Source organism: Pseudomonas sp. B21-017, from assembly GCF_024749245.1.
Lineage (GTDB): Bacteria > Pseudomonadota > Gammaproteobacteria > Pseudomonadales > Pseudomonadaceae > Aquipseudomonas.
In genome coordinates this window covers 4,629,642-4,653,466 of sequence record NZ_CP087194.1, presented here as the reverse complement: position 1 = coordinate 4,653,466, position 23,825 = coordinate 4,629,642, and the positions used below count along the sequence as shown (strand labels likewise).

The 23,825-nt window shown below is 59.8% G+C and carries 27 protein-coding genes; 11 read left to right on the top strand and 16 right to left on the bottom strand.

Going from position 1 to position 23,825, the window contains the following annotated elements:
• Positions 1-35 precede the first annotated feature (35 nt).
• From LOY28_RS20890 to puuE, 5 genes are all read right to left on the bottom strand, one after another.
• Positions 36-1,337, bottom strand: coding sequence for a urate hydroxylase PuuD (locus LOY28_RS20890; RefSeq protein ID WP_018925186.1), 1,302 nt, complete (start codon positions 1,335-1,337; stop codon positions 36-38).
• Positions 1,338-1,388: 51 nt separating this feature from the next.
• On the bottom strand, positions 1,389-1,892 hold the full coding sequence (locus tag LOY28_RS20885; protein ID WP_018925187.1) for an ureidoglycolate lyase: 504 nt from the start codon (positions 1,890-1,892) through the stop codon (positions 1,389-1,391).
• A 116-nt stretch (positions 1,893-2,008) separates the two neighbouring features.
• Positions 2,009-3,004, bottom strand: a complete 996-nt coding sequence (gene alc, locus LOY28_RS20880) for an allantoicase (RefSeq protein WP_007940834.1) — start codon at positions 3,002-3,004, stop codon at positions 2,009-2,011.
• Positions 3,005-3,091: 87 nt separating this feature from the next.
• Positions 3,092-3,607 carry a 2-oxo-4-hydroxy-4-carboxy-5-ureidoimidazoline decarboxylase gene (uraD, locus tag LOY28_RS20875; RefSeq protein WP_204125033.1) on the bottom strand — a complete coding sequence of 172 codons (516 nt, stop codon included), beginning with the start codon at positions 3,605-3,607 and terminating at the stop codon, positions 3,092-3,094.
• Entirely contained in the window at positions 3,604-4,530 is a 927-nt protein-coding gene (gene puuE / locus LOY28_RS20870) for an allantoinase PuuE (protein WP_007940832.1), read from the bottom strand. Before puuE ends, uraD begins: the two co-directional genes overlap by 4 nt.
• Positions 4,531-4,965: 435 nt before the next feature.
• On the opposite strand from puuE, the gene uraH reads away from it, so the two are divergent.
• Positions 4,966-5,319 (top strand): hydroxyisourate hydrolase, encoded by a 354-nt coding sequence (uraH, locus tag LOY28_RS20865; protein WP_007940831.1) that lies wholly within the window; start codon positions 4,966-4,968, stop codon positions 5,317-5,319.
• 190 nt (positions 5,320-5,509) lie between these two features.
• Here the strand turns inward: uraH and LOY28_RS20860 are convergent, their stop codons facing one another.
• The 3 genes from LOY28_RS20860 to LOY28_RS20850 all read right to left on the bottom strand — a co-directional run bounded on the left by LOY28_RS20860 (position 5,510) and on the right by LOY28_RS20850 (position 8,375).
• Positions 5,510-6,136, bottom strand: coding sequence for a LysE family translocator (locus LOY28_RS20860; RefSeq protein WP_096479757.1), 627 nt, complete (start codon positions 6,134-6,136; stop codon positions 5,510-5,512).
• Between the two features lie 72 nt (positions 6,137-6,208).
• Positions 6,209-7,558 (bottom strand): NCS2 family permease, encoded by a 1,350-nt coding sequence (locus LOY28_RS20855; protein ID WP_018925191.1) that lies wholly within the window; start codon positions 7,556-7,558, stop codon positions 6,209-6,211.
• A 361-nt stretch (positions 7,559-7,919) separates the two neighbouring features.
• Positions 7,920-8,375: a MarR family winged helix-turn-helix transcriptional regulator gene (locus LOY28_RS20850; protein WP_258612480.1), complete on the bottom strand. Its 456-nt coding sequence runs from the start codon at positions 8,373-8,375 to the stop codon at positions 7,920-7,922.
• Positions 8,376-8,456: 81 nt separating this feature from the next.
• On the opposite strand from LOY28_RS20850, the gene LOY28_RS20845 reads away from it, so the two are divergent.
• A complete protein-coding gene (locus LOY28_RS20845; protein WP_258612479.1) occupies positions 8,457-9,623 on the top strand; it encodes a PLP-dependent aminotransferase family protein in 1,167 nt (388 codons plus the stop codon).
• 100 nt (positions 9,624-9,723) lie between these two features.
• Here LOY28_RS20845 and LOY28_RS20840 read toward each other — a convergent pair whose 3' ends face one another.
• The 5 genes from LOY28_RS20840 to LOY28_RS20820 form a co-directional block, all read right to left on the bottom strand.
• A complete protein-coding gene (locus LOY28_RS20840) occupies positions 9,724-10,095 on the bottom strand; it encodes a glutathione S-transferase N-terminal domain-containing protein (RefSeq protein ID WP_105339707.1) in 372 nt (123 codons plus the stop codon).
• A gap of 101 nt (positions 10,096-10,196) precedes the next feature.
• Positions 10,197-10,742 carry a GTP cyclohydrolase I FolE gene (gene folE, locus LOY28_RS20835; protein WP_007988130.1) on the bottom strand — a complete coding sequence of 182 codons (546 nt, stop codon included), beginning with the start codon at positions 10,740-10,742 and terminating at the stop codon, positions 10,197-10,199.
• 77 nt (positions 10,743-10,819) lie between these two features.
• Positions 10,820-11,377 carry a Smr/MutS family protein gene (locus tag LOY28_RS20830; RefSeq protein ID WP_008005647.1) on the bottom strand — a complete coding sequence of 186 codons (558 nt, stop codon included), beginning with the start codon at positions 11,375-11,377 and terminating at the stop codon, positions 10,820-10,822.
• An 87-nt stretch (positions 11,378-11,464) separates the two neighbouring features.
• Positions 11,465-11,785: a hypothetical protein gene (locus LOY28_RS20825; protein WP_018925195.1), complete on the bottom strand. Its 321-nt coding sequence runs from the start codon at positions 11,783-11,785 to the stop codon at positions 11,465-11,467.
• Between the two features lie 131 nt (positions 11,786-11,916).
• Entirely contained in the window at positions 11,917-12,507 is a 591-nt protein-coding gene (locus tag LOY28_RS20820; RefSeq protein ID WP_018925196.1) for a cysteine hydrolase family protein, read from the bottom strand.
• Positions 12,508-12,745: 238 nt separating this feature from the next.
• On the opposite strand from LOY28_RS20820, the gene prmB reads away from it, so the two are divergent.
• Complete coding sequence (gene prmB, locus LOY28_RS20815) at positions 12,746-13,654, top strand: 50S ribosomal protein L3 N(5)-glutamine methyltransferase (protein ID WP_018925197.1); 909 nt, start codon at positions 12,746-12,748, stop codon at positions 13,652-13,654.
• Positions 13,655-13,711: 57 nt separating this feature from the next.
• On the opposite strand, the gene LOY28_RS20810 is transcribed toward prmB, so the two are convergent.
• Both LOY28_RS20810 and LOY28_RS20805 read right to left on the bottom strand, forming a co-directional pair.
• Complete coding sequence (locus LOY28_RS20810) at positions 13,712-14,503, bottom strand: hypothetical protein (RefSeq protein ID WP_018925198.1); 792 nt, start codon at positions 14,501-14,503, stop codon at positions 13,712-13,714.
• Positions 14,504-14,590: 87 nt separating this feature from the next.
• Entirely contained in the window at positions 14,591-15,589 is a 999-nt protein-coding gene (locus tag LOY28_RS20805) for an alpha/beta hydrolase (protein WP_018925199.1), read from the bottom strand.
• A gap of 85 nt (positions 15,590-15,674) precedes the next feature.
• Here LOY28_RS20805 and aroC point away from each other — a divergent pair, with 85 nt between their 5' ends.
• The 5 genes from aroC to mtnC are packed head-to-tail and all read left to right on the top strand — an operon-like array spanning position 15,675 to position 19,823.
• Positions 15,675-16,766 carry a chorismate synthase gene (gene aroC / locus LOY28_RS20800; RefSeq protein WP_018925200.1) on the top strand — a complete coding sequence of 364 codons (1,092 nt, stop codon included), beginning with the start codon at positions 15,675-15,677 and terminating at the stop codon, positions 16,764-16,766.
• A 28-nt stretch (positions 16,767-16,794) separates the two neighbouring features.
• Positions 16,795-17,946 (top strand): MFS transporter, encoded by a 1,152-nt coding sequence (locus LOY28_RS20795; protein WP_018925201.1) that lies wholly within the window; start codon positions 16,795-16,797, stop codon positions 17,944-17,946.
• Complete coding sequence (locus LOY28_RS20790) at positions 17,943-18,569, top strand: methylthioribulose 1-phosphate dehydratase (protein ID WP_258612478.1); 627 nt, start codon at positions 17,943-17,945, stop codon at positions 18,567-18,569. The genes LOY28_RS20795 and LOY28_RS20790 overlap by 4 nt, the downstream gene beginning before the upstream one ends.
• Positions 18,570-18,589: 20 nt before the next feature.
• Entirely contained in the window at positions 18,590-19,135 is a 546-nt protein-coding gene (locus tag LOY28_RS20785) for an acireductone dioxygenase (protein ID WP_018925203.1), read from the top strand.
• A 4-nt stretch (positions 19,136-19,139) separates the two neighbouring features.
• Positions 19,140-19,823: an acireductone synthase gene (gene mtnC, locus LOY28_RS20780; RefSeq protein ID WP_258612477.1), complete on the top strand. Its 684-nt coding sequence runs from the start codon at positions 19,140-19,142 to the stop codon at positions 19,821-19,823.
• Between the two features lie 75 nt (positions 19,824-19,898).
• Here the strand turns inward: mtnC and LOY28_RS20775 are convergent, their stop codons facing one another.
• A complete protein-coding gene (locus tag LOY28_RS20775) occupies positions 19,899-20,177 on the bottom strand; it encodes a DUF3509 domain-containing protein (RefSeq protein ID WP_018925205.1) in 279 nt (92 codons plus the stop codon).
• A 343-nt stretch (positions 20,178-20,520) separates the two neighbouring features.
• Between LOY28_RS20775 and LOY28_RS20770 the strand changes: the two genes are divergently transcribed.
• The 3 genes from LOY28_RS20770 (at position 20,521) to LOY28_RS20760 (ending at position 23,745) form a co-directional block, all read left to right on the top strand.
• The gene (locus LOY28_RS20770) at positions 20,521-22,359 is read left to right on the top strand and encodes a long-chain-acyl-CoA synthetase (protein WP_258612476.1); all 1,839 of its coding nucleotides are present in this window, start codon (positions 20,521-20,523) and stop codon (positions 22,357-22,359) included.
• A 111-nt stretch (positions 22,360-22,470) separates the two neighbouring features.
• A complete protein-coding gene (locus LOY28_RS20765) occupies positions 22,471-22,989 on the top strand; it encodes an ankyrin repeat domain-containing protein (protein WP_019648228.1) in 519 nt (172 codons plus the stop codon).
• Positions 22,990-23,214: 225 nt separating this feature from the next.
• On the top strand, positions 23,215-23,745 hold the full coding sequence (locus LOY28_RS20760) for a hypothetical protein (RefSeq protein WP_007940803.1): 531 nt from the start codon (positions 23,215-23,217) through the stop codon (positions 23,743-23,745).
• Positions 23,746-23,825: the final 80 nt, after the last annotated feature.

The following is a 23,825-nucleotide window of genomic DNA, read 5'->3' as shown; positions in this document are numbered from 1 at the left end:
CGGCGATCCGACTTGCCCGCGAAGCTTTTCAACGATTAATGGGTCGGAGCTCCCTGAACAATCCACGCGCCGATCAGGTCACGTTCCTGCTGGGTCATCTGGGTGATGTTGCCCAGTGGCATGATCTGGCTGGTGACCGCTTGAGCCTGGATGCGGGCAGCGTTTTGGCGGATCTGTTCTGGCGTATCGAACATCACGCCGGCCGGTGCGGCACTGAACAGCGGGCTGGTGGGTTTGGCCGAGTGACAGACCGCGCAACGTTCCTGAATCACGCTGTGAACCTTGTCGAACGTCGGGCCCTGATTCGAGGCCTGGGCTGGTGCAGCGGCAGGCGCATCAGGTTTCGCCGCTTCAGGTTTGGCACCACCGCCCAGGGCGGTTTCCGGCAGCGGCTGGTACTCGATGGTCCCAGGTGCCTTGGCCACTTCAGGTGCGCTGGACATCGGCGCCGGGCCGGTCACGTAGGCCAGGCAAATCATGCCGACCGCCGCAACGGGCAGGGTCCAGGCGAATTTGTGGCTGTCGTGACGGGTGTTGAAGTAGTGACGCACCAACACCGCCAGCACCGCGATCCCGGCCAGGATCAGCCAGTTGTATTGGCTGCCGTAGGTGCTCGGGAAGTGGTTGCTGATCATGATGAACAGCACCGGCAAGGTGAAGTAGTTGTTGTGCCGCGAACGCAGCAAACCTTTGGCCGGCAGCGCCGGATCGGGCGTGCGATTCTCGGCGATCGCCGCCACCAGGGCGCGCTGGGCCGGCATGATGATGCGGAACACGTTGCCGACCATGATGGTGCCGATGATCGCGCCGACGTGCAGGTATGCGCCACGACCGCTGAACACTTTGCTGAAGCCGTAGGCGGCGCCGATGATCAGCACGAACAGGATTGCGCCTAGCAGGGCAGGGCGTTTGCCCAGGGCCGAGTCGCAGAGGAAGGAGTAGATGAACCAGCTGATGAACAACGAGCCGAGGCCGATAGCCACGCCTTCAGGGCCGCTCAGGGTGCTGCCCGGTGCCAGCAGGTACAGCGTCGGGTTGGAGTAGAACACCACGCACAGCAGCGCGATCCCCGACAGCCAGGTGAAATAGGCTTCCCATTTGAACCAGTGCAGGTTGTCCGGCATGGTCGGTGGAGCCAGTTTGTATTTTTCCAGGTGGTAGATACCGCCGCCATGGATTGCCCACAAATCGCCCGCCAGCCCGTTTTTCGGGTTGACCCGGTTGAGGTTGTTTTCCAGCCAGACGAAATAGAACGACGCGCCGATCCAGGCCACGCCAGTGATCATGTGAACCCAGCGCACGCTCAGGTTCAGCCATTCCAACAGATGTGCTTCCACAGTCTTTACCTCTCGCCTGTCACCCTTGTTGTCGAGTGATCAGACCTTCTCTTATTGGTGGGGGGCGAGGATCAAACACTCATCCTCTTGGAAAAAATGCTCATCGCAGTTATTGCCTGTGCCACTGCGATCAACCACCAGGAAGTCATCCCGCTTTTCGATCGTCAGCACCGGGTGGTGCCAGACGCCGCGATGGTAATTAATGCCCTGCCTGCCGTTGGTGACGAAGGCGCGGACCAAGCCTGATACAGGTGCATCGCCAAGTGGCGCGACCACGATCAGAAAGGGGTTGCCGAGCAGCGGAATGAACGCCTGACTGCCCAGCGGATGGCGCTCCAGCATGCGCACGGTCAGCGGCATGTCCTGCGCGTCGGCGCGGAAGATGCTGATGATCGCCTTGTCCTCTGGCGTGGCGGTTTCCACCGTCGCCAGTTTGTGGAAGCGCATGGTCGAACCGTTGTTGATCATGAAGTGATCGCTGCCGTCGGTTTCGATCACGTCACCGAAAGGGGCGAAGGCTTCTTTGGTCAGCGGTTCAATCGTCAATGTGCGCATGCTGGTCTTCTTAATCTCGAATGTGTTGGGGTACTGCTTTTGTAGGAGCCGGCTTGCTGGCGATGGCGTCAGTGAGGGCGCTATCGCCAGCAAGCCCGGCTCCTACAGGCTCAGCATTACTTCGCGACCTTGCCCAAAACGCGCAGGCGGCTCACACCACCATCCGGGAACACGTTCAGGCGGATGTGGGTGATCGGGCCCAGCGCCTTGATCTGTTCGGCGAAGGTGTGTTCGGCGTGCATTTCCAGCTTCTGGCTTGGCAGCAGTTCGCGCCAGAACAGCGATTGGGTTTCGATCTGGCTGTCGGTGCCGCCCTTCACGAATGCGCCCTGGATCGAGCAACTGTCCGGGTAGTTGCCCTTGAAGTGCAGGGTGTCGACGATGACTTTCTCGACTTCACCCGCATGGCCCAGCGCGACGATCACCCAGTCATTGCCAGGAGTACGACGACGTGCGGTTTCCCAGCCATCGCCCATGTTGATGCCACGGCCCGGGTTGAGGATGTTGCTCATGCGGCCGAAGTGTTCATCGGAGCAGGCGAGGGCGCGACCGCCGTTCAGGGCCGCAGCCAGGTCGACTTGTTCGTTGTCGCCAACGGCCGACCAGTCGCGGAACGGAATGCCGTACACGCGCAGACGGGCCACGCCACCATCCGGATAGATGTTGAAGCGCAGGTGGCTGAACGCCTGGTCGTTATTGATTTCGTGGTAGTGGTGGCTGTTGCCCTGCAGTTCGACGGCCGACAGCACTTCAGTCCACTGGGTGTTTTCGTCCGGCTCGCCCGAGGCCAGGAAGCAGGCTTCCAGGGAGGCCGATGGCGGGTAGTTGCCGGTGAAGAATGAAGTGTCGATGTCCACGCCTTTGATCGAACCCGGTACGCCCAGGCGGATCACCGCGCTGTCGTAGCCTTCGAAGCGCTTGCGGCGCGACTCCCAGCCGTCCATCCACTTGCCGTTGTCATCGAACACGCCCTCCTTCCACACGGCCGGGGTCGGCTGGAACAGACGGTTGGCGTCTGCGAACCAGTCATCGGTGACCGAGATGATTTTGGTGCCCAGACGGGCGTCGGCCAGGTTGACGAACTTCTCGAAAGGTACGGCGTAAGCTTTCATTCTTCTTGTCTGCCTTTAATAAGTTGGCTTGGGATGCTTGCAGGGCCCGGGGCGTTTTTTGCGTTCGTCAACGTCGGGCCAGGCTTGCTATAGGGTCAGTAATCGGAACAACGCGATTTTGTTGATCTCCGCCAGCGCGCATTTGAATTCGGTGTCGACCGAGTTGTGAATGCGCGTTTCGAACGCCGCGAGGATCTGATGCCGGTTGCTGCCTTTTACCGCCATGATGAAGGGAAACTTGAACTTGGCCTTGTAGGCGTCGTTCAGCTCGGTGAAGCGCTGGAACTCATCGCTCGAGCATTGGTGGATACCGGCGCCGGCCTGTTCATGGGTGCTGGCTTCGGTCAGTTGGCCCTGGACGGCGGCTTTGCCGGCCAGGTCCGGGTGAGCGTTGATCAGGGCCAGTTGGCTGGCGTGATCGGCGCTCAACAGGATGTCGCTCATGCGCTGGTGCAGGGTTTCGATCTGGTCGATCGAAGCGTCCTGGCCCAGGTCGAAGGCCTTCTCGGCTACCCATGGCGAGTGTTCGTAGATGTCGGCGAAGGCGGCGACAAATGCGTCGCGGCTCAGGGTCGAGGGTTTCAGCGTTTGAAAGGTGCTCATTTGGCAGCCCCTTGGTACGGGTGGGTTTGCTGCCAGTGGCGAGCGATGTCGACACGGCGGCTGAACCACACCTGTTCATGACTTTTAGCGTATTCGATAAAGCGCTTGAGCGAGGCCAGGCGCGCCGGGCGGCCGATCAGCCGGCAGTGCAGGCCGATCGACAACATCTTCGGTGCCTCGGCGCCTTCGGCATAAAGAACGTCAAACGCGTCCTTCAGGTATTCGAAGAAGTCGTCGCCCTTGTTGAAGCCCTGGACCTGGGTGAAGCGCATGTCGTTGGTGTCCAGGGTGTATGGAATCACCAGGTGTGGCTTGCCGGTCGGGTTGTTCGGTTCCCAGTAGGGCAGGTCGTCGTCGTAGGTGTCGCAGTCATAGAGGAAACCGCCTTCTTCCATCACCAGCCGACGGGTGTTCGGGCCGGTGCGGCCGGTGTACCAGCCCAGCGGGCGCTCGCCGGTGATTTCGGTGAGGATGCGGATCGCTTCGAGCATGTGCTCGCGTTCTTGCGCTTCGTCCATGTACTGGTAGTCGATCCAGCGATAGCCGTGGCTGCAGATTTCGTGGCCGGCCTCGACCATCGCGCGGATCACGTCCGGGTGACGCTGGGCGGCCATGGCCACGGCGAAGATGGTCAGCGGGATGTCGAATTCCTTGAACAGTTTCAGAATCCGCCAGACGCCGGCACGGCTGCCATACTCGTAAAGGGATTCCATGCTCATGTTGCGCTCGCCTTGCAGCGGCTGCGCCGAGACCATTTCCGAGAGGAAGGCTTCGGACTCTTTATCGCCGTGAAGGATATTGCGCTCGCCACCTTCCTCGTAGTTGAGCACGAAGGACAGGGCGATGCGGGCATTGCCCGGCCAGTGTGGGTGAGGAGGGTTACTGCCGTAACCGATCAGGTCGCGTGGGTAGTCAGCGCTCACTGCAGTCTTCCTTCTTGTTCGTGTCGACTTGTTCAAAGTCAGGGTGTGTGTGGCGGCCTGGCGATGAGAGGGCAGGCTGGCGTCACAGCGATGGAGTGATTGTATACAACTTTATATTCACTTTGTAAGCCTGATTTTTTGCATTTTTCACTGACTGCCCTCATTGGAGGGTGCTGCAAGAAACCTGCCTGACTGGTCAGCTAATGGATAAAAGGTCCACTGATCTTATGGTTTGGCGCAAGATTCGCCTGCAAACCCTGAATGCCGTTGGTGGCAGTAAAAATGTCGTTTTTATTGTGTACAATTTTTTTGAAAAATGTCTTAATCAGTCGCTCGCCGCAACGTTTCGTGCTCCGGAACGGTGCGGTCTCCTTTTCAACTGACTTCGGGAGGCGCGAGGTCTGACTGCTCCACGCAGGCAGGCGCGCAGAATCAATGGGACGTTTGACTACACACGTTTTGGACGCTGCACACGGTTGCCCGGGCAGTTCGATCAAGGTCGAGCTGTACCGCGTCGAAGGCTCGCAGCTGGAACTGGTCGCCACGGCGCTCACCAACAGCGACGGCCGGGTCGATGCGCCGTTGCTGCAAGGCGATGACTACCGTACCGGGGTCTATCAACTGCAATTTCATGCGGGCGATTACTACCGCGCCCGGGGCGTTCAGCTGCCTGAGCCTGCGTTCCTCGACGTGGTGGTGCTGCGGTTCGGCATTTCTGCCGAACAGGATCACTACCATGTGCCTTTGCTGATTTCGCCATACAGCTATTCCACGTATCGCGGCAGCTGATCCCCCAAGCAGCTGCCTCAACCTGGAAGCGACTGCGCATATAGCTTCTTTGGTCTTTTGCCCGCTCACACTGCGGGCTTTTTTTCGCCTGGTGGAAAGTCAAAAGATCGCAGCCTTCGGCAGCTCCTACATGGAAACGCATTCCCCCTGTAGGAGCTGTCGAGTGCAACGAGGCTGCGATCTTTTGCCCTTAGCGGCTCAACAATGAGGCCGCGCCCGCACCGCTGAACAACCCGGCACTGACCCGGTTAAACCAGCTTTGCCCCTTGCCGCTACGCAGATACCGCGCCGCGCCATGAGCCCCCAGCCCATAAGCCAGCTTGCACAGCAGATCCAGCACGGTCCAGGTGGCAATCATCACCAGCAACTGCGGCAGGAACGGTTGTTCGGCACTCAAAAACTGCGGCAGGAACGCGGCAAAGAACAAAATGTCTTTCGGGTTGCTGGCGCCGAGCATGAATGCGCGCCCGAACAGTGCACGAAAGCGTGGCACCGGCGCAGCCTGGGGCACTTCGGCGCCCAGGGAGGGTTGGCGTGATTGCTGCCAGCTCTGCCAGGCGAGGTAGAACAGATACAGCGCGCCGACGATTTTCAGGGCGCTGAACAGCTGTTCCGACGCCAGCAGCAATGCACCCAGGCCGAGCGCCGAAGCGCTGAGCAGGCAGATCGAAGCAAACACACCCCCGAGAAACGCCGGGTAAGAACGGCGCAAACCGTAATTCAGACTGTTGCTGATCATCAGCAAAGACAGTGGCCCCGGTATCAGGATCACCACCAGCGCAGCGCCGCTGAACAGCAGCCAGGTTTCCAGACTCATCACTTTCCTCCCTATGCACAAAAGCCCCACCCGACGGGGTGAGGCTGGTTTGAAACGCGTACCGCGTGACGCTTACAAGAAGATGAACTTGGCGATGAAGATCGCGCAGAGCACCCACAGGCTGACGGATATTTCCTTGTACTTACCGGTACCGGCCTTCAGCACCACGTAAGTGATGAAGCCCAGCGCGATGCCGTCGGCGACCGAGAAGGTCAGCGGCATCATGATCGCGGTGACGATCGCCGGAATGCTGTCGGTCGCTTCGTCCCATTCGATGTGCGCCATGCCGCCCATCATCAGCATCGCTACATAAATCAGCGCACCGGCGGTTGCATAAGCGGGGATCATGCCAGCCAGCGGTGCGAAAAACATTGCGGCAATAAATAGCACACCTACGGTCACGGCGGTAAGACCAGTCCGACCACCCGCCGCTACGCCAGCGGCACTTTCCACGTAACTGGTGACCGGCGGAACACCCACCACCGCCCCGAAAACACTGGAGGCACTGTCGGCTTTCATGGCACGGGACAGGTTTTCGATCCGGCCGTCAGCGTTCACCAGGTTGGCGCGCTGGGCGACGCCCATCAAGGTGCCGGCGGTGTCGAACATGTGCACAAAGAGGAAGGCCAGCACCACGCTGATCATGCTGACGTTGAACACGCCGGCGATGTTCATGGCCATCCAGGTCGGTGCCAGGCTTGGCGGGGCCGACATGATGCCCTCGTAGTGCACCAGGCCCAGGCCCCAGCCGGCCAGGGTCACGGTGATGATGCTGATGAGGATCGCGCCGAACACTTTGTGGTAGCTGAGCACGGCGATCATCAGGAAGCAGATGGCAGCCAGCAGTGGGCCGGGCTCGCGCAGGGAGCCGAGCTTGATCAGGGTGGCCGGGCTATCGACGACGATGCCCGAGGTTTTCAGGCCGATCAGCCCCAGAAACAGGCCCACACCCGCACCCATGGCGAAGCGCAGGCTCACCGGAATGCTATTGAGCAGCCATTCACGAATCCGGGAAAAGGTCAGGAACATGAACAACACGCCGGACACGAACACCGCGCCGAGAGCGGTTTCCCAGTTGTAGCCCATGGTGCCGACCACGGTGTAGGTGAAGAACGCGTTCAGGCCCATGCCCGGCGCCAGGCCCACCGGCCAGTTGGCGTACAGGCCCATCAACAGGCAACCCAGCGCGGCGGCGATGCAGGTGGCCACGAACGCGGCACCGTGATCGATCCCGGCATCGGCCATGATGTTGGGGTTGACGAAGATGATGTAGGCCATGGTGATGAAGGTTGTCAGACCGGCGATCAGCTCGGTCTTCACCGTGGTGCCGTGCAAGCTGAGTTTGAAGATGCGCTCCAGCCAGCCATTGCGTAACGGCGGCGAGAGTTCCAGCGTCGAGGCTTCGGATTTGCGGCTTTCCACAGCGAGTACTCCTCAAGAGTTTTATTGTTATTTCCAGGGCCGGACCCATGAGGGTGGCAGCGACCCTTTGAGGTACTTGCGAATTTGTTGACCTGATGGTCAGGAACTCGCACGAAGCGAATTATGCTTTTGTATACAAATAAAGCAAATAATGTTTTTGATTTTGTAGACGAAAAAAATGGCAGGCGGGGTATATAGATATGAAATGTGATGTGTAGCGAGCTGTTTGTGGCGAGGGAGCTTGCTCCCGCTGGGGCGCGCAGCGGCCCGACTCAGGCGGTGGCAATTTTTCAGGCATACCGGCGTTATCGTTCTTTGCGACTGCTGCGCAGCCGAACGGGAGCAAGCTCCCTCGCCACAGTCAGGTGTCGTTCCGATCAACTCTGGTTACTTCCCCCAATGCCTGATTCACCGCCAACCACCCATTCACCGCCGTCTCCCCAGCTTCGGCAAACACCCGCTCGAGCAATTTCACCTGCTCGCGCCGCAACGACTGCTCGAACCGCGCGCCTTCCACAGTCAGTTCCAGCAGCCGCTTACGCTTGTCGGTCAGGGACGCGACGCTGTTCACCAAATGCATTTCCACCAACTGCCGCAGCGGAATGTTCAGCGCCTGCTTGGTCACGCCGAGCAGCGCCAGTAACTCCTTGACGCTCAGGTTCGGATAACGCGCGATGAAAAACACGATGCGCTGATGCACCCGGCTCAAGCCGCGACGCTCGAGCATTTCATCAGCCTTGGCGGTGAAGGCCTGATAGCCGAAGAAGAACGCTTCCATGGCTTGTTGCTGGGTGGTGGGGTTTTTAAGGTCAAGCATGTTGACGTATCCGCTCGTTCTGTCGTAATTTCGGTCAATCAGTTTGACTCATTTTCCTCAGGCCCCGCTACCGGTGACCCCATGGCTTTTTCCGAACGTGTCTCGCGCCTTAAAAGTTCTTTGATCCGTGAAATCCTCGCCGCCGCCCAGCGCCCGGAAGTGATGTCGTTCGCCGGCGGTTTGCCGGCCGAAGCCATGCTGCCGAAAGTCGAATGGGCGCAGATGCCGCTGTCCATGGGCCAATACGGGATGAGCGAAGGCGAGCCGGCACTGCGTGAAGCGTTGGCGGCCGAAGCCCGGGCGTTGGGCGTGCCGTGTGAGGCGAGTCAGGTGCTGGTGGTCAGCGGTTCGCAACAAACCCTCGATCTGGCGGCCAAGCTCCACATCGACAAAGGCACCGAAATCCTGCTTGAAGCGCCGACCTATCTGGCAGCGTTGCAGATTTTTCAGCTGTTTGGCGCCGACTGCATCACCGTCCCGCTGGAGGCTGATGGCCCGAACCTGGCGCAACTGCGCAGCCGTCTGGAACATCACAAGCCAGCGTTCATCTACTTGATCCCGACGTTTCAGAATCCGTCGGCGGTGCGCTACAGCGAAGCCAAGCGCGATGCGGTGGCGGCGTTACTCGACGAGTTCGGCGTGACCCTGATCGAAGACGAACCGTACCGTGAGCTGACCTTCGACGGCGGCAGTGCCACGCCGATCGTCAGCCGCTTGACCAAGGCCAGTTGGATCTACACCGGCACCGTGTCGAAAACGCTGCTGCCGGGCCTGCGGGTTGGTTATTTGATTGCCAGTCCGGACCTGTTCCCGCATTTGCTGCGGCTCAAGCAATCGGCCGATCTGCACACCAACCGCATCGGGCAATGGCAAGCGCTGCAATGGATCGGTACTGAAAAATACCAGCAGCACTTGGGCGAGTTGCGGGACTTCTACCGGGTTCGTCGGGATGCGTTCCAGTCGGCACTTGAAAGGCATTTTTCCGATCTGGCGGATTGGAACGTGCCGCAGGGGGGGCTGTTTTTCTGGCTGACGCTCAAGCTGCCGCTGGATACCCGCACGCTGCTCAAAGCGGCGCTGGCAGCAGATGTGGCGTTCATGCCGGGCGAACCGTTTTTCCCTGAGCCGGATAACAACCCCGGCCATCTGCGGCTGAACTTCAGCCACATTGACCCGGCACGGCTGGACGAAGGGCTCAAGCGATTGGCAGCGGTGGTGCGTCAGGCCCAGGCGGCGCAAGCAGCCTGAGGCTGTTGGTGGGGGAGGGTGTAGAAACGAATAAACCGGCCAATTGGCCGGTTTATTTTTGTTCGGGTTTTGCGGTGTTTATACCGGCACCACAGAAGCGTCAGACCGCAGCAAACCGCTTATCCAGATAATCAATGATCACCTTGGACTCATACATCCAGGTGGTCTGGCCATTCTCTTCGATGCGCAGGCACGGCACCTTGATCTTGCCGCCTTGCTCCAGCAAGGCCTGGCGATCCTGTTCGCTGTTCTTGGCATCGCGCAAGGCCACCGGAACGTTTAGGCGACGCAGGGTGCGACGGGTTTTCACGCAGAACGGGCAGGCGTGGAACTGATACAGCGTCAGGTCCTTGGCGGCCGCTTCGACCTGAGCCTGAGCGGCGGCGGGGCGCTGCTTCTTGCCAGGGCGGGTGATGAAATCGATGAAGATGATCAGTTGGCCGAGGCCGACACGAAGCGCTTTGACGAACACGGTATAAGTCTCTCAGGGCAAACAGAAGGCGCGCAGCTTACCTGATTTTTCGCAGGCGAAAAAAAACCGGCGATCAGTGCCGGTTTTCTTCTTGCTGCGCGTTACTTGATCAGGCTGAGAAACTCGCTGCGGGTGGCGGCGTTTTCGCGGAACTCACCGAGCATCACCGAGGTGATCATCGTCGAATTCTGTTTCTCCACACCGCGCATCATCATGCACATGTGCTTGGCCTCGATCACCACTGCCACGCCCAGGGCGCCGGTGACTTGCTGGACCGCGTCGGCGATCTGGCGGCTGAGGTTTTCCTGGATCTGCAGGCGGCGGGCGTACATATCGACGATCCGCGCGACTTTCGACAGTCCCAGTACCTTGCCGCTCGGAATATAGGCAACGTGCGCCTTGCCGATGAACGGCAGCAGGTGATGCTCGCACAACGAGTAGAGCTCGATGTCCTTGACCAGCACCATCTCGCTGTTGTCGGAGCTGAACAAGGCACCGTTGGTGACCTCTTCCAGCGTCTGTTCATAACCGCGGCAGAGGTACTGCATGGCTTTGGCGGCACGTTTTGGCGTGTCGAGCAGGCCCTCGCGGGACACGTCCTCGCCCAATTGGCCGAGAATCGCGGTGTAATTCTGTTCCAGGGACATGAAACTACCTGTGGGATTTTACGCAAAGGGCAAGGGTACGGTGGCAAACACGGCGCTGCAAGCGTGAAGCGACAGCTTTACTCGTCGCGACCTTCCATCATGGTTCGTTTAAGCATCACGTAAACCGCTCCAGCGCCGCCGTGTTTCGGCTGGCACGAGGTGAAGCCGAGCACCTGTGGATGCTGACGTAGCCAGGTGTTGACGTGACTCTTGATCATCGGCCGCTTGCCGTCCAGACGCACGGCTTTGCCGTGGGTGACGCGCACGCAGCGGATTTCGAATTTAGTTGCTTCGGCCAGAAACGCCCAGAGGGTTTCACGGGCCTTTTCCACGTTCATGCCATGCAGGTCGAGGCTGCCTTCGAACGGAATCTGTCCGATCTTGAGCTTGCGCATCTGGCTTTCCTGAACACCGTCACGTGCCCACATCAGCTCGTCTTCCGGGCCGACATCAATCACAAACTGATCGGACAGCCCGTCAACGGTGGTCGCATCGGTGCGCACAGTGGCGGCCTGGCGCAGCTTGGCGATTTGCGCGCGGTCGGCCTTGGGTTTGCCGGTTTCGGCGCGATCGTGCTTGATCGGCTTGACGCCTTGGATCGCGCTTTTGAACAGGGAAAAATCGTCGTCTTGCATGTCAGCCTCCGCGAAGGGGGGGCAGTTTACCCAAGTCGGAGCGCTATCCATAACAATTGAGGCCCGTCAAAACGCCAGGCCTTTGATTCAGTCGTGTTTTTTCATCAGGTGCGGGGCTATGTTCAGCTCTCGCGACTGGCGCGAACGGCGACGGCAGCGGCGCCATAGCGACACGCCGAGGTACAGCACGAACACGCCCACCGCCAGAATGATCGACGAGCCCAGCGGGCTGGCATTCAACTCGCCCAACGCCGGTGGCCGCCCGAGCAGGCTGGCCGCGCCGGCCATCGCCAGCAATACACCGCACATCGCCAGCAGGGCAGCGAACGCTGCGCCGAAACGAAATCGCCAGTTGCGTTGGCCCTTGGGCCGCAAGCGGCGTGCATCAAAACCATCGGATAACTTCATTCCGACCTTCCTCAATGGGTATCGGCCCTTCGACCGGGAGTTGACCGGGATGTTCCTGAGGCTAGGGCAATTACGGCAAATGAGAGGCTTTTGCGGATGAGCGGCGGTTTGGGCCGCTCATCGACGGTTGATCAGATCAGGTCGCGGGTCAGGGCGAGGGTGGCGAAGTTGTCCGCCATGATCGCCATTTCGGTCTGCTGAACGTGTTCGGCACTGAGGATCCCGCCCTTGCAAGGCAAATCCCGCGTCGCGCAGGCGTCTTCCACCAGAGTGCAGCGAAAGCCCAGGTTCTTCGCCGCACGCACGGTGGTGCTGACGCTGGAGTGACTCATGAAACCGCAAACGATCAGGTCGAGCGAGCCCAGTTGTTGCAGGCGATCGTACAGTTCGGTGCCGTGAAACGCGCTTGGCAGCAATTTGCCGATGACGGTTTCGTCGCCCTGTGGCTCCAGGCCCGGGATGAACTCACCGCGTTCGCCCTGGGGATCGAACAGCCCACCGACGGTGCCGAGGTGACGCACATGCACGATTGGCCGACCGGCTGCACGGGCAGCGGTCAGCAGGTGTTTGATGTTCGCGACGGCAGCATCCATGCCGCTCAGGGCCAGTGGACCACTGAGGTATTCTTTCTGGGCATCGATGATGACTAGGGTCGCATGACCCAGATTGGCCGCTGCGTAACCACGGCCGCTGAGTTGAAACATCGTTTTTGGAACGGACATTCTGGGGCTCCTTCGGGTGGGGCTTTTGCGGCATTGTCCTCTGGCTGAGCGCTTCTGTGAATCGCTTCCATCGCAGGCACCGCCGTTGCTGGCTCGCAGCCTTGTCAAGATACTCGTTCTGTTCAATAGCTCGCTGAAAAAATAGAAGAGTCCTACATCTGATCCGGTGTTTTTCCTGCGTCGTCGCGGCGCCTTTTGGCTGTTAGAATCGTCAGTCGTTTTTTCTGGAGTTTACCCCGTGATCACTTCCCGCCTTCGTACCCTGCGTGACCATATCCGTTGGGCCGTCAGCCGCTTCCATGGGGAGGATCTGTTTTTCGGCCATGGGACCGACAACGCCTGGGACGAAGCCCGTCAACTGGTATTGGGTGCGCTGCACTTGCCGTGGGAAATCGCCGACAGCTATCTGGACTGCCGTCTGGAGGACGATGAGCTGGTCAATCTGCAACGCCTGCTCAAGCGCCGCATCGAAGAACGCATTCCGACCGCTTACCTGCTGGGCGAAGCCTGGTTCTGCGGCTTGTCGTTCATTGTCGACGAACGCGTGCTGATCCCGCGTTCGCCGATTGGCGAGCTGATCGAAAAACGTTTCGAGCCGTGGCTGGGTGCCGAACCTGCGCGCATTCTCGACTTGTGCACCGGTTCCGGTTGCATCGGTATCGCCTGTGCCTATGAGTTCCAGAACGCCGAAGTGGTTTTGGCCGACCTGTCGTTCGAAGCACTGGAAGTGGCTAACCAGAACATCGAGCGCCACGGTGTCGACGAGCGCGTGTTCACCGTTCAGGGCGATGGTTTCGATGGTTTGCCAGGGCAACGTTTCGACCTGATCGTGTCGAACCCGCCTTACGTCGATGCGGAAGATTTCGCCGACATGCCGGACGAATATCAACACGAACCCGAGCTGGGCCTGGCCTGTGGCGACGACGGTTTGAATCTGGTGCGCCGCATGCTCGCCGAAGCGGCGGATCATCTGACCGAGAAAGGTTTATTGATCGTCGAGGTGGGTAACAGCCAGGTTCACGTCGAGGCGTTGTACCCGGAAGTCGATTTCGCCTGGCTGGAGTTCGAGCGCGGTGGGCATGGGGTGTTCATGCTGACCGCCGAGCAGTGCCGCGATCATCAGGCGCTGTTCGCTTCTCGCATCTGACCCCGAATATTGTGGTGAGGGAGCAAGCTCCCTCACCACAATTGGGTTTGATGTCGGTTACCGATGCGTGGCAATCCAGATCAACAACCCCGCCTGAAACACCGCAAACGCCACCAGACAGGTAATGGTAAAACGCAGTCCAGCGTCTTCACGCTTGTACTTGCTGACCTTTTCTTCGTGTTTCTTCAGTTTGACTTCCTGTTCCGCCAGGTTCTGCTCGGCTTGCTGGAGCATCTGCGCGGCTTCGAGGATTTCCACCTGTTGCAGCTTTTCGCTGTTCCAGTCGCCCAGCAAATCACCGATCTGCACCTCTTTGACGCTGCCCTTCAAATGCTGGGCATCGGCGTAGGCCACGTCAAAACCGTGCACCCGCAGAAAGTGGTCGCGGCGCAGGCGCGTGTCTTCGTTCAACGCGTCCTTGTTGTTCAGGTCAGTGCCGTCGACGGTGTAGGCGGGCCATCGTTTCTTCGCCCAAGTGATGCCTTGAGCCGCCATATAGCGCCCGATGCCACGGTTCATCGGCTCTATCTGCAAGCCGCTTTCCGGAGCGAAATGCACGCGTTTGGCGGTGTGATCGACCCACACATCCAGATAATTCTGTTCTTTGCGCACCCGTTGGCCTGGCAGCTTGATGGCCATGCGCAGCAGGCTGTGCTCCTTGCTGTTGCGTTCGGCGTAACCGAATTCGACAAAGCGCAGCGGTCGGCCGCCGGTGTTACGGTCGGTTTGCAACGGCGCCAGGCGGAGCATTTTGTGGTGCTCGACGTGGACGTCCGCCCACGGCAGCTCGACCGCTGGCGGTGTGTCTTTTTCAGCGGTGGAGTCGGGTGAAGTCTGGGTATCAGTCATAACGGCGAGATCCTGTCCAAGCCCTGTTGCCACCAGTCATAGCGCTGGCGACAAAGGCTTATCGGCCGTTTTTTTCAGGACTGGAGCTTAACTGGGGCGAAGTCCGTCAATAAATCCGAGGATTCGTGCGCCGAGCTCCGCCGCCAGGGGCAATTGCGGATCTTTATAGGAGGCTAATTGCCGCTTCACGTCGTTGGGCACGATGCGCATGACGTGGTTCATGCCTTCGATCAGTGCCAGTTCGGCGTCCGGTTTGGCGGCTTTGAGCGCCCTGGCGTCACCCACGCCGACCTGGATGTCGTTGCTGCCCTGAATGATCAGTGCCGGCATCTTCAGTTTGGCGAAGGCGGCTGCCGGGTCCTGGCGGAACAGTGAAATCAGGTACGGCTGCACGCTGGGGCGGAAAATCACCTGCAACTGCGGCGGCACGTTGTCGTCAGTGTGGCCGGCCTTGAGGCTGTCGAGCAGTTCATTGCTGCGCAGCATCAAGGCCGGCGGCAAGCGATTGCTCAACTGCTGGCGCAGCACTTGATCGATCGGCCGCGCGCTGCCGGACAGGGAAATCACCGCCGCGGCGTCGACACTTGGCGCCGCCAGGCTGGCAATCAACGCACCTTCGCTGTGGCCCAGCAAAATCAGTTTGCCCAGGCGCGGGTCGGCCTTGAGCTTCTGCCCCCAGGCCACGGCATCGGCCACGTAGGCTTCCACCGACAGATTGCGTTCATCGGGCGTTGCCGCAAGGCTCGCCGCCACGCCGCGTTTGTCGTAACGCACACTGGCGATGTTGTGTTTGGCCAGCACCCAGGCCAGCCGTTTGAGGCTGTCGTTGCGCCCGCCGTCGGGGTTGTTTCCGTCACGATCCGTAGGGCCGGAGCCGGAAATGATCAGGACAACCGGTACCGGCGTGTCGGACTTGGGCAGCAACAGCGAGCCGAAAAGCTCGCCACTGTCGGTGTCCAGGGTGATCGGGCGTTGCAGGACGGAGGCCTGTACAAAACCGGTAAACAGGGTAAGGCTCAAGGCTAGAACTCGCAGCATCATCACGCCATCATCAACAAGGTGCCGGTTGGACTCGCAGGCACCCATAAGGTTCGAGGATGAACTACTTGGGTAGCCTGCGTATACTGGCGCGCATTACGTATTTTAGGTTCGATTTCACGGAGCGTCCTGCATGTCCGGCAATACCTACGGCAAGCTGTTCACTGTCACCACCGCGGGCGAAAGCCATGGTCCGGCGTTGGTCGCCATTGTCGATGGCTGCCCGCCGGGCCTGGAGATCTCCCTTGAGGACCTGCAGCGCGACCTGGACCGCCGCAAGCCCGGCACCAGCCGCCACACCACCCAGCGCCAGGAAGCCGACGAAGTCGAAATCCTTTCCGGCGTGTTCGAAGGCCGCACCACCGGTTGCGCCATCGGCCTGTTGATCCGCAACACCGACCAGAAGTCCAAGGACTACTCGGCGATCAAGGATCTGTTCCGTCCGGCCCACGCCGACTACACCTACCATCACAAATACGGTGAGCGCGATTACCGCGGCGGCGGTCGCAGTTCGGCCCGTGAAACCGCCATGCGCGTAGCCGCCGGCGCGATTGCCAAGAAATACCTGGCCACCCAGGGCATCGTCATTCGTGGCTACATGAGCCAGCTCGGCCCGATCGAAATCCCGTTCAAGACCTGGGATTCGGTGGAAGATAACGCCTTCTTCAGCCCCGACCCGGACAAAGTGCCGGAGCTGGAAGCCTATATGGACCAGTTGCGTCGCGACCAGGATTCGGTCGGCGCGAAGATCACCGTGGTCGCCGAAGGCGTGATGCCGGGCCTCGGCGAGCCGATCTTCGACCGCCTCGACGCCGAACTGGCCCATGCGCTGATGAGCATCAACGCGGTCAAGGGCGTGGAAATCGGTGCCGGTTTTGCCAGCATCGCCCAGCGTGGCACTGAACACCGCGATGAAATGACCCCGGAAGGTTTCCTCAGCAACAACGCCGGCGGCATTCTCGGTGGCATTTCGTCGGGTCAGCCGATCGTTGCGCACCTGGCGCTCAAGCCTACATCGAGCATCACCACGCCGGGCCGTTCCATCGATATCCATGGCAACCCGGTGGAGGTCGTCACCAAGGGCCGTCACGACCCGTGCGTCGGCATCCGCGCCACGCCAATCGCCGAAGCGATGATGGCCATCGTGCTGATGGACCACTTGCTGCGTCACCGCGGGCAGAACGCCGATGTGCGCGTGAGCACTCCGGTGTTGGGGCAGCTTTAATGGCTGATCTGAAAGCCGCTGCAGTCTGATGACGGTGGCGGCGCTCCCGTACTGGCGGCTTTCCAGCTTCTACCTGTTCTATTTCGCCTTGCTCGGTTCGACAGCGCCGTTTCTGGCGCTGTACTTCGATCATCTGGGCTTCAGCGCCGCGCGCATTGGCGAACTGGTGGCGATCCCGATGCTGATGCGCTGCGTGGCGCCGAATATCTGGGGCTGGCTCGGTGACTACACCGGGCGACGCCTGGCGATCGTGCGTTTCGGCGCCGCCTGCACCTTGCTGACCTTCTCGCTGATTTTCGTCAGCAAAAGCTACGCCTGGCTGGCGATGGTCATGGCCTTGCACGCGTTTTTCTGGCATGCGGTGTTGCCGCAGTTCGAGGTCATCACCCTGGCTCATTTGCGGGGACAGACCTCGCGTTACAGTCAGATTCGCCTGTGGGGCTCCATCGGTTTCATCATCACTGTCGTGGCGCTGGGCCGATTGTTCGAATGGCTCAGCCTCGACATTTACCCGGTGGCACTGGTGCTGATCATGGCCGGGATCGTCGTCAGCAGTCTCTGGGTGCCCAACGCGCAACCGGTTCAGGGTGAACGGTTGGCGGGGGACGGATTCCTCCAGCAATTGCGCAACCCCGGGGTGTTGGCGTTTTATGCGTGCGTGGCGCTGATGCAGATGAGTCACGGGCCGTATTACACCTTTCTGACCTTGCACCTTGAGCGACTCGGTTACAGTCGCGGGCTGATCGGCATGCTCTGGGCGGTCGGCGTGGTCGCCGAAGTCTTGATGTTTCTGTTCATGAGCAAGATTCTCGCGCGCTTCTCGGTACGCCGGGTGCTGCTGACGAGTTTCCTGCTGGCGGCTTTGCGTTGGTTGTTGCTCGGCTCGTTTGCCGAGTTCCTTTGGGTGTTGCTGTTCGCCCAGGTGCTGCACGCCGCCACCTTCGGCAGCTTTCACGCCGCTGCCATCCAGTTCGTGCAACGTAGCTTCGGCGCGCGCCAGCAAGGCCAGGGCCAGGCGTTGTATGCCGCGCTGGCCGGCACCGGCGGTGCACTGGGCGCGTTGTATTCCGGCTACAGCTGGAATGCCCTCGGCGCCACATTGACCTTTAGTATTGCCAGCCTCGCAGCCTTTGCCGCTGCCGTTATCATTGCCACACGTATGCAAGAGGACAGGCCATGAGCCTTACCCGTGAACACCTCGCCCAGGAAATCATCGACGCCGGGCGCTTTCTGTATGGCCGCGGCTGGTCGCCGGCCACCAGCAGCAATTACTCGACCCGCCTGTCGCCGACCGAAGCCTTGCTGACCGTGTCCGGAAAGCACAAGGGCCAACTGGGCCCGGACGATGTGCTGGCCACCGACTTGTCAGGCAACAGCCTGGAGCCAGGCAAGAAGCCGTCCGCCGAAACCCTGTTGCACACCCAGCTCTATAGCTGGCGTCCGGAGATCGGCGCGGTGCTGCACACCCATTCAGTGAACGCCACGGTGCTGTCGCGCCTGACGCCGGAAGATTTCATCGAGTTCGAAGACTACGAACTGCAAAAGGCCTTCAGCGGCGTGTCGACCCACGAGTCCCGGGTGTGCGTGCCGATTTTCGACAACGACCAGGACATTGCGCGGCTGGCCACCAAGGTGCAGCCTTGGCTCGACGCCCACCCTGATTGCGTCGGCTACCTGATTCGCGGTCATGGCCTCTACACGTGGGGCGCGCGCATGAGCGACGCACTGCGGCAGATCGAGGCTTTTGAATTTTTGTTCGAGTGCGAGTTGAAGACGCGCTCGCTCTTTAACCGTAATGCATGAACTGTTAAGGAGTTGCCCTGATGAGCAGCCTGTCCGTTTACCATGTCTCAAGCCCTGACATTCCGAACAAGGTGCTGACCCACTTTGAAGACATCGCCTCGACCCTGGCCGAGCAGGGCGTGCGTTTCGACCGTTGGCAAGCCGCAGCGAAAATCCAGCCTGGCGCTAGCCAGGAAGAAGTGATCGCCGCGTACCAGGAGCAAATCGACAAGTTGATGACCGAGCGCGGTTACATCACCGTCGACGTGGTCAGCTTGAACAGCGATCACCCGCAAAAAGCCGAGTTGCGTGCCAAGTTCCTCGATGAACACCGTCATGGCGAAGACGAAGTGCGATTTTTCGTCGCTGGCCGTGGCTTGTTCACCCTGCACATCGACGATTACGTGTACGCCGTGCTCTGCGAGAAGAACGACCTGATCTCGGTGCCAGCCGGCACAAAGCACTGGTTCGACATGGGTGAAAACCCGCATTTCGTCGCAATCCGCCTGTTCAACAACCCCGAAGGCTGGGTGGCCAACTTCACCGGCGATGACATTGCCAGCCACTTCCCGTGTCTTGAGGACTGAACCGATGCCGATCAAAGCGATTCTCACCGATATCGAAGGCACCACCAGCGCGGTGAGTTTTGTGTTCGACGTGTTGTTCCCGTACGCGGCCAAACACCTGCCGGACTTCGTTCGCGAAAATGCCGAACGTGCTGACGTCGCCGAACAGCTCGCCGCTGTTCGGCGTGACAGCGGTGAACCGCAAGCCGACGTCGAGCGGGTCATCGAAATTCTCTTGGGCTGGATCGCCGAAGACCGCAAGGCCACGCCGCTCAAGGCGTTGCAGGGCATGGTCTGGGAGCGGGGGTATCAGGCCGGGCAGTTGAAGGGCCACGTTTACCCGGACGCCGTTGACGCGCTGAAGCGCTGGCATCAGGAAGGCTATCAACTGTTTGTTTATTCCTCGGGTTCGATTCAGGCGCAAAAACTGATTTTCGGTTGTTCGGAGGCGGGGGATCTGTCGCCACTGTTCAGTGGCTATTTCGACACCACTTCAGGGCCCAAGCGCGAAGCGCAGTCCTATGAGCGCATCACCCAGGCGATTGGTATCGAGGCTTCGCAGATTCTGTTTCTGTCCGACATCGTTCAGGAACTGGACGCGGCGCGCACGGCAGGCATGGCAACCTGTGGCCTGGCTCGTGAGGGCGGGGAATTGGCAGGGCATGTGACGGTGGACAGTTTTGCGCGGATCAGTCCGTCTGCCTTTTAAACATCAGCCGTAGAAACAACTCAGGCCGTGAAGCGAAAGCTCTCACGGCCTGATCGTTTATAGCGCTGTGACGGGTTATGCCGAGTGATAGGTCGGCAGTGCGAACCGTTGCTGGCTTTGCAGCATGGAAATCTGCGGCAGTTCGCTGGCCTGTTCGGCGACGTCACGGCGAATCGCGCTGATGACCCATGACAGCTGATCGCCGGCATGCAATTGCTGGTAGGAAATCGAACGTTTGAAGACTTTACCGTCGTGGCTGCGCAGGGTCAGCAGAATGCCGCCATCCGGCCGGGGCTGGGTGGTCACTTCGAAGTTGGAGAACAGCGACGAAAATTTTTCCTGGATCAGGCTCATGTCTATCAGCTCCATTTTGTGCTTGAAGGGCAACATGGAGGGGTAGTTGCAGTGATTGTGCCAGCACCTATATTTTTAAAATTTCATATAAATCAGTAAGTTATATTTTTATGATTTTTTGGCTTTCGTGCAATTTGCATGAATGGCCATCGTGCATCCTGCATTTTGCGAGATCGTCGACAACTGGATGGAACCAATCGCAACGGCGGAGTTCCGCTTTGCGAAGGCATCGGTCGCGGATACAAAACATTGCAAAAACCGCGTGTACAGCTCAAGAAGCCCTGACGTATTTTCGGCCTCAATCAACGCCACCCGACAATAAAAAGATCGAACGGGAGCAACCATGAGCCGCACGCTGCACGACACGATTACCTGGGGCATGATGCTCCGCAAGCTGCCTTCCATTGCCAAAGCCATCCCCCGCGTGGTGAAGGGCATGAAAGTCGCCAACGTCAAGGACCCGACCCAACCGTGTGGTCTCGGCTGGAGCTTCGAGCAGGCGACGTTGCGCAATCCCGATGGCCCGGCATTGCTGCAGGGCGACGTGATGCTCACTTATGCACAGGCCAATCAGTGGGCCAATCGCATCGCCCATCACCTGATTGCCCAAGGCATCGGCAAGGGCGATGTGGTCACGGTGTTTATCGAGAACCGTGTGGAACTGCTGGTGACGATATTGGCGGTGGCCAAGGTCGGTGCGATCAGCGCCTTGCTGAATACCTCCCAGACCCGCGATACCCTGGTTCATAGCCTGAATCTGGTGGCGCCTGTAGGGATTGTGGTCGGAGAAGAGCTGGTTCCGGCCTTCAATGCGGTCCGCGAGCGGGTGGCCATCGATGTGGCGCGCACCTGGTTTGTCGCCGATCAAGACACTTATCGCGATCCGGGCAAAACGCCCGATGGCTTCATTAACCTGATGGCGGCCAGCTGCGACGCGCCCAGTGACAATCCCGTCAGCAGCCGGCAGGTTTTTTTCGACGACCCTTGTTTCTATATCTACACCTCGGGCACTACCGGGTTGCCCAAGGCCGGGGTGTTCAAACACGGCCGCTGGATGCGCAGCTCCGCCAGCTTCGGGCTGATCGCCCTGGACATGCAGCCGCAGGACGTCGTCTATTGCACCTTGCCGCTGTACCACGCCACCGGGCTTTGCGTGTGCTGGGGCTCGGCGATCAGCGGGGCGTCGGGGTTTGCCATCCGCCGCAAGTTCAGCGCCAGCCAGTTCTGGAGCGACGTGCGCAAATACCGGGCGACCACCCTCGGGTACGTTGGCGAATTGTGTCGCTACCTGGTGGATCAACCGCGCAGCGTCGACGACAGTCGGCACAGCGTGAGGAAGATGATCGGCAATGGTCTGCGCCCCGGCGCGTGGAACGAGTTCAAGACGCGATTTGCCGTCGACCACATCTGCGAGCTGTACGCCGCCAGCGACGGCAATATTGGTTTCACCAACATCCTCAACTTCGACAACACCATTGGCTTTTCCCTGATGTCCTGGGAGCTGGTGGCGTACGACCACGACAGCGGTGCCCCCACGCGGGATGCCAACGGCTTCATGCACAAAGTGGCCAAGGGCGAGCAGGGGCTGTTGTTGGCGAGGATCGACGACAAGGCGCCTCTGGACGGCTACACCGATCCACAGAAGACCGCAAAAGTGGTGCTCCACGATGTGTTCGTGAAGGGCGACCGCTACTTCAATACCGGTGACCTGCTGCGCAACATCGGTTTCGGTCATGCGCAATTTGTCGATCGCCTGGGCGACACCTACCGCTGGAAGGGCGAAAACGTCTCCACTACCGAGGTCGAGAACATCCTGTTGCAACACCCGCACATCGCCGAAGCCGTGGCCTATGGCGTGGAAATCCACAACACCAACGGGCGGGCGGGGATGGCGGCCATCACCCCGGCCGAATCCCTGGCGACCCTGGATTTCAGTGAGTTGCTGGCGTTCGCCAGGCAACAAATGCCGGCCTATGCGGTGCCACTGTTCCTGCGGGTGAAAGTGAAAATGGAAACCACCGGGACCTTCAAGTACCAGAAGACCCGGCTCAAGGACGAAGCCTTCGACCCGAGCAAAACCGGCGATGACCCGATTTATGCCTGGCTGCCGGGCACCGAAACCTACGTGCGAGTCACCGAGCAGGTGCTGGCGGATATTTACGGAGGCAGGCATCGCTATTGAAAGGGTCGCTATTGAATATCGCTATGACCGTCCATGAGAAAAAACAAGTGACAGGTTCCGGGCTGCTCGGGAAACTATCGGCTTTCCGATTGACCGAATGTGGAGTCCCCAATGTCAGACAAAAGCCGCCAGATGACCCCCGAAGAGGCTGCTGAATTTGCCGAACAGGTGTTCAACAAAGCGCGCGAGGGCGATGCGGCCATGATGGCTGCGCTGCTGACCAAGGGCCTGCCGCCGAACCTGCGCAACCACAAGGGCGACACTTTACTGATGCTCGCCGCGTACCACGGCCATGTCGACACCGTAAAAGTTTTGCTCGAACACAAGGCCGATCCCGAGATTCGCAACGACAACGGCCAGAGCCCGATTGCCGGCGCGGCATTCAAGGGTGATCTGGCAGTGGTCAAGGCGTTGGTCGAGGGTGGCGCTGAAGTGGAAGGTTCGTCCTTCGACGGACGCACTGCGTTGATGATGGCGGCGATGTTCAACCGCGTCGAAATCATCGACTACCTGATCAGCAAAGGCGCCGATCCGAAAGCCAAGGACGCCAATGGCGTGTCTGCGCTGGACGCGGCCAAGACCATGGGCGCGGCGGATACCACGGCTCAGCTGCAAAAACTCCTGGCCTGATTCGGGCTTTTGTGGCGAGGGAGCTTGCTCCCGCTGGGCTGCGAAGCAGCCCCAAAATCAGCGATCGCGGTCATTCAGATAGACCACATTCACCGGATTTACGACTGCTTCGCAGCCGAACGGGAGCAAGCCCCCTCGCCACAGGTTCCTGCCAGGTCCCGCAATCCGTTTCCGAATGCGTTATCCTTCGCGCCCTCAAAACTCCCTCGCTACAGGATCCACCTCATGAAAGCCGCACTCGTCGAACTCATCAGCAAAATCAGCTCCGGGTGCATGGGCGAGGACGAAATCCTGAAAATCGCTGACGAAGCGGCTCAGGCCTACGCCGATCCCGAGGCTTTTCTGGCGGCCAATCCAGACATCAACTACGACGACACCTTTCCGATCCCGTTGGGCGAGTGGGTTGTCGTCGGCAGTCTGCCGGAAACCGTGCTGTTCCAGGCCGACACCTACATGGACCTGTTCGCGCAGATCGTCGCCTCGTTCGGCCCCGGCGTTGAGTTCAACATCAAGCCCAAGCAACTGGCCAAAACCGAAGCCCTGACGGCACTCAATCGCATTCAGGTGCAGATGAGCAGCCTGAACAAGGAAAACGGTGGCTACACCTTGATGAATTTCAGCCAGTTGCTCGACGACGAACTGCAAGTGGTGCTGGTCTATGGCAACGACGTGCCACGGGTGCTGGAGTTGTGCGCCGAAGTCGGCATCGCCGCTGCGCCCTCCCTGGAAGCCCTGAAAGTGGCCATCCACGTCTGAAGCCGTCTACAACGGTAATAAAACGGAACCCTCGCCAGGCCCGACTATCCTAAGAGTGCCTACCATTTTTTTGGAGCGAC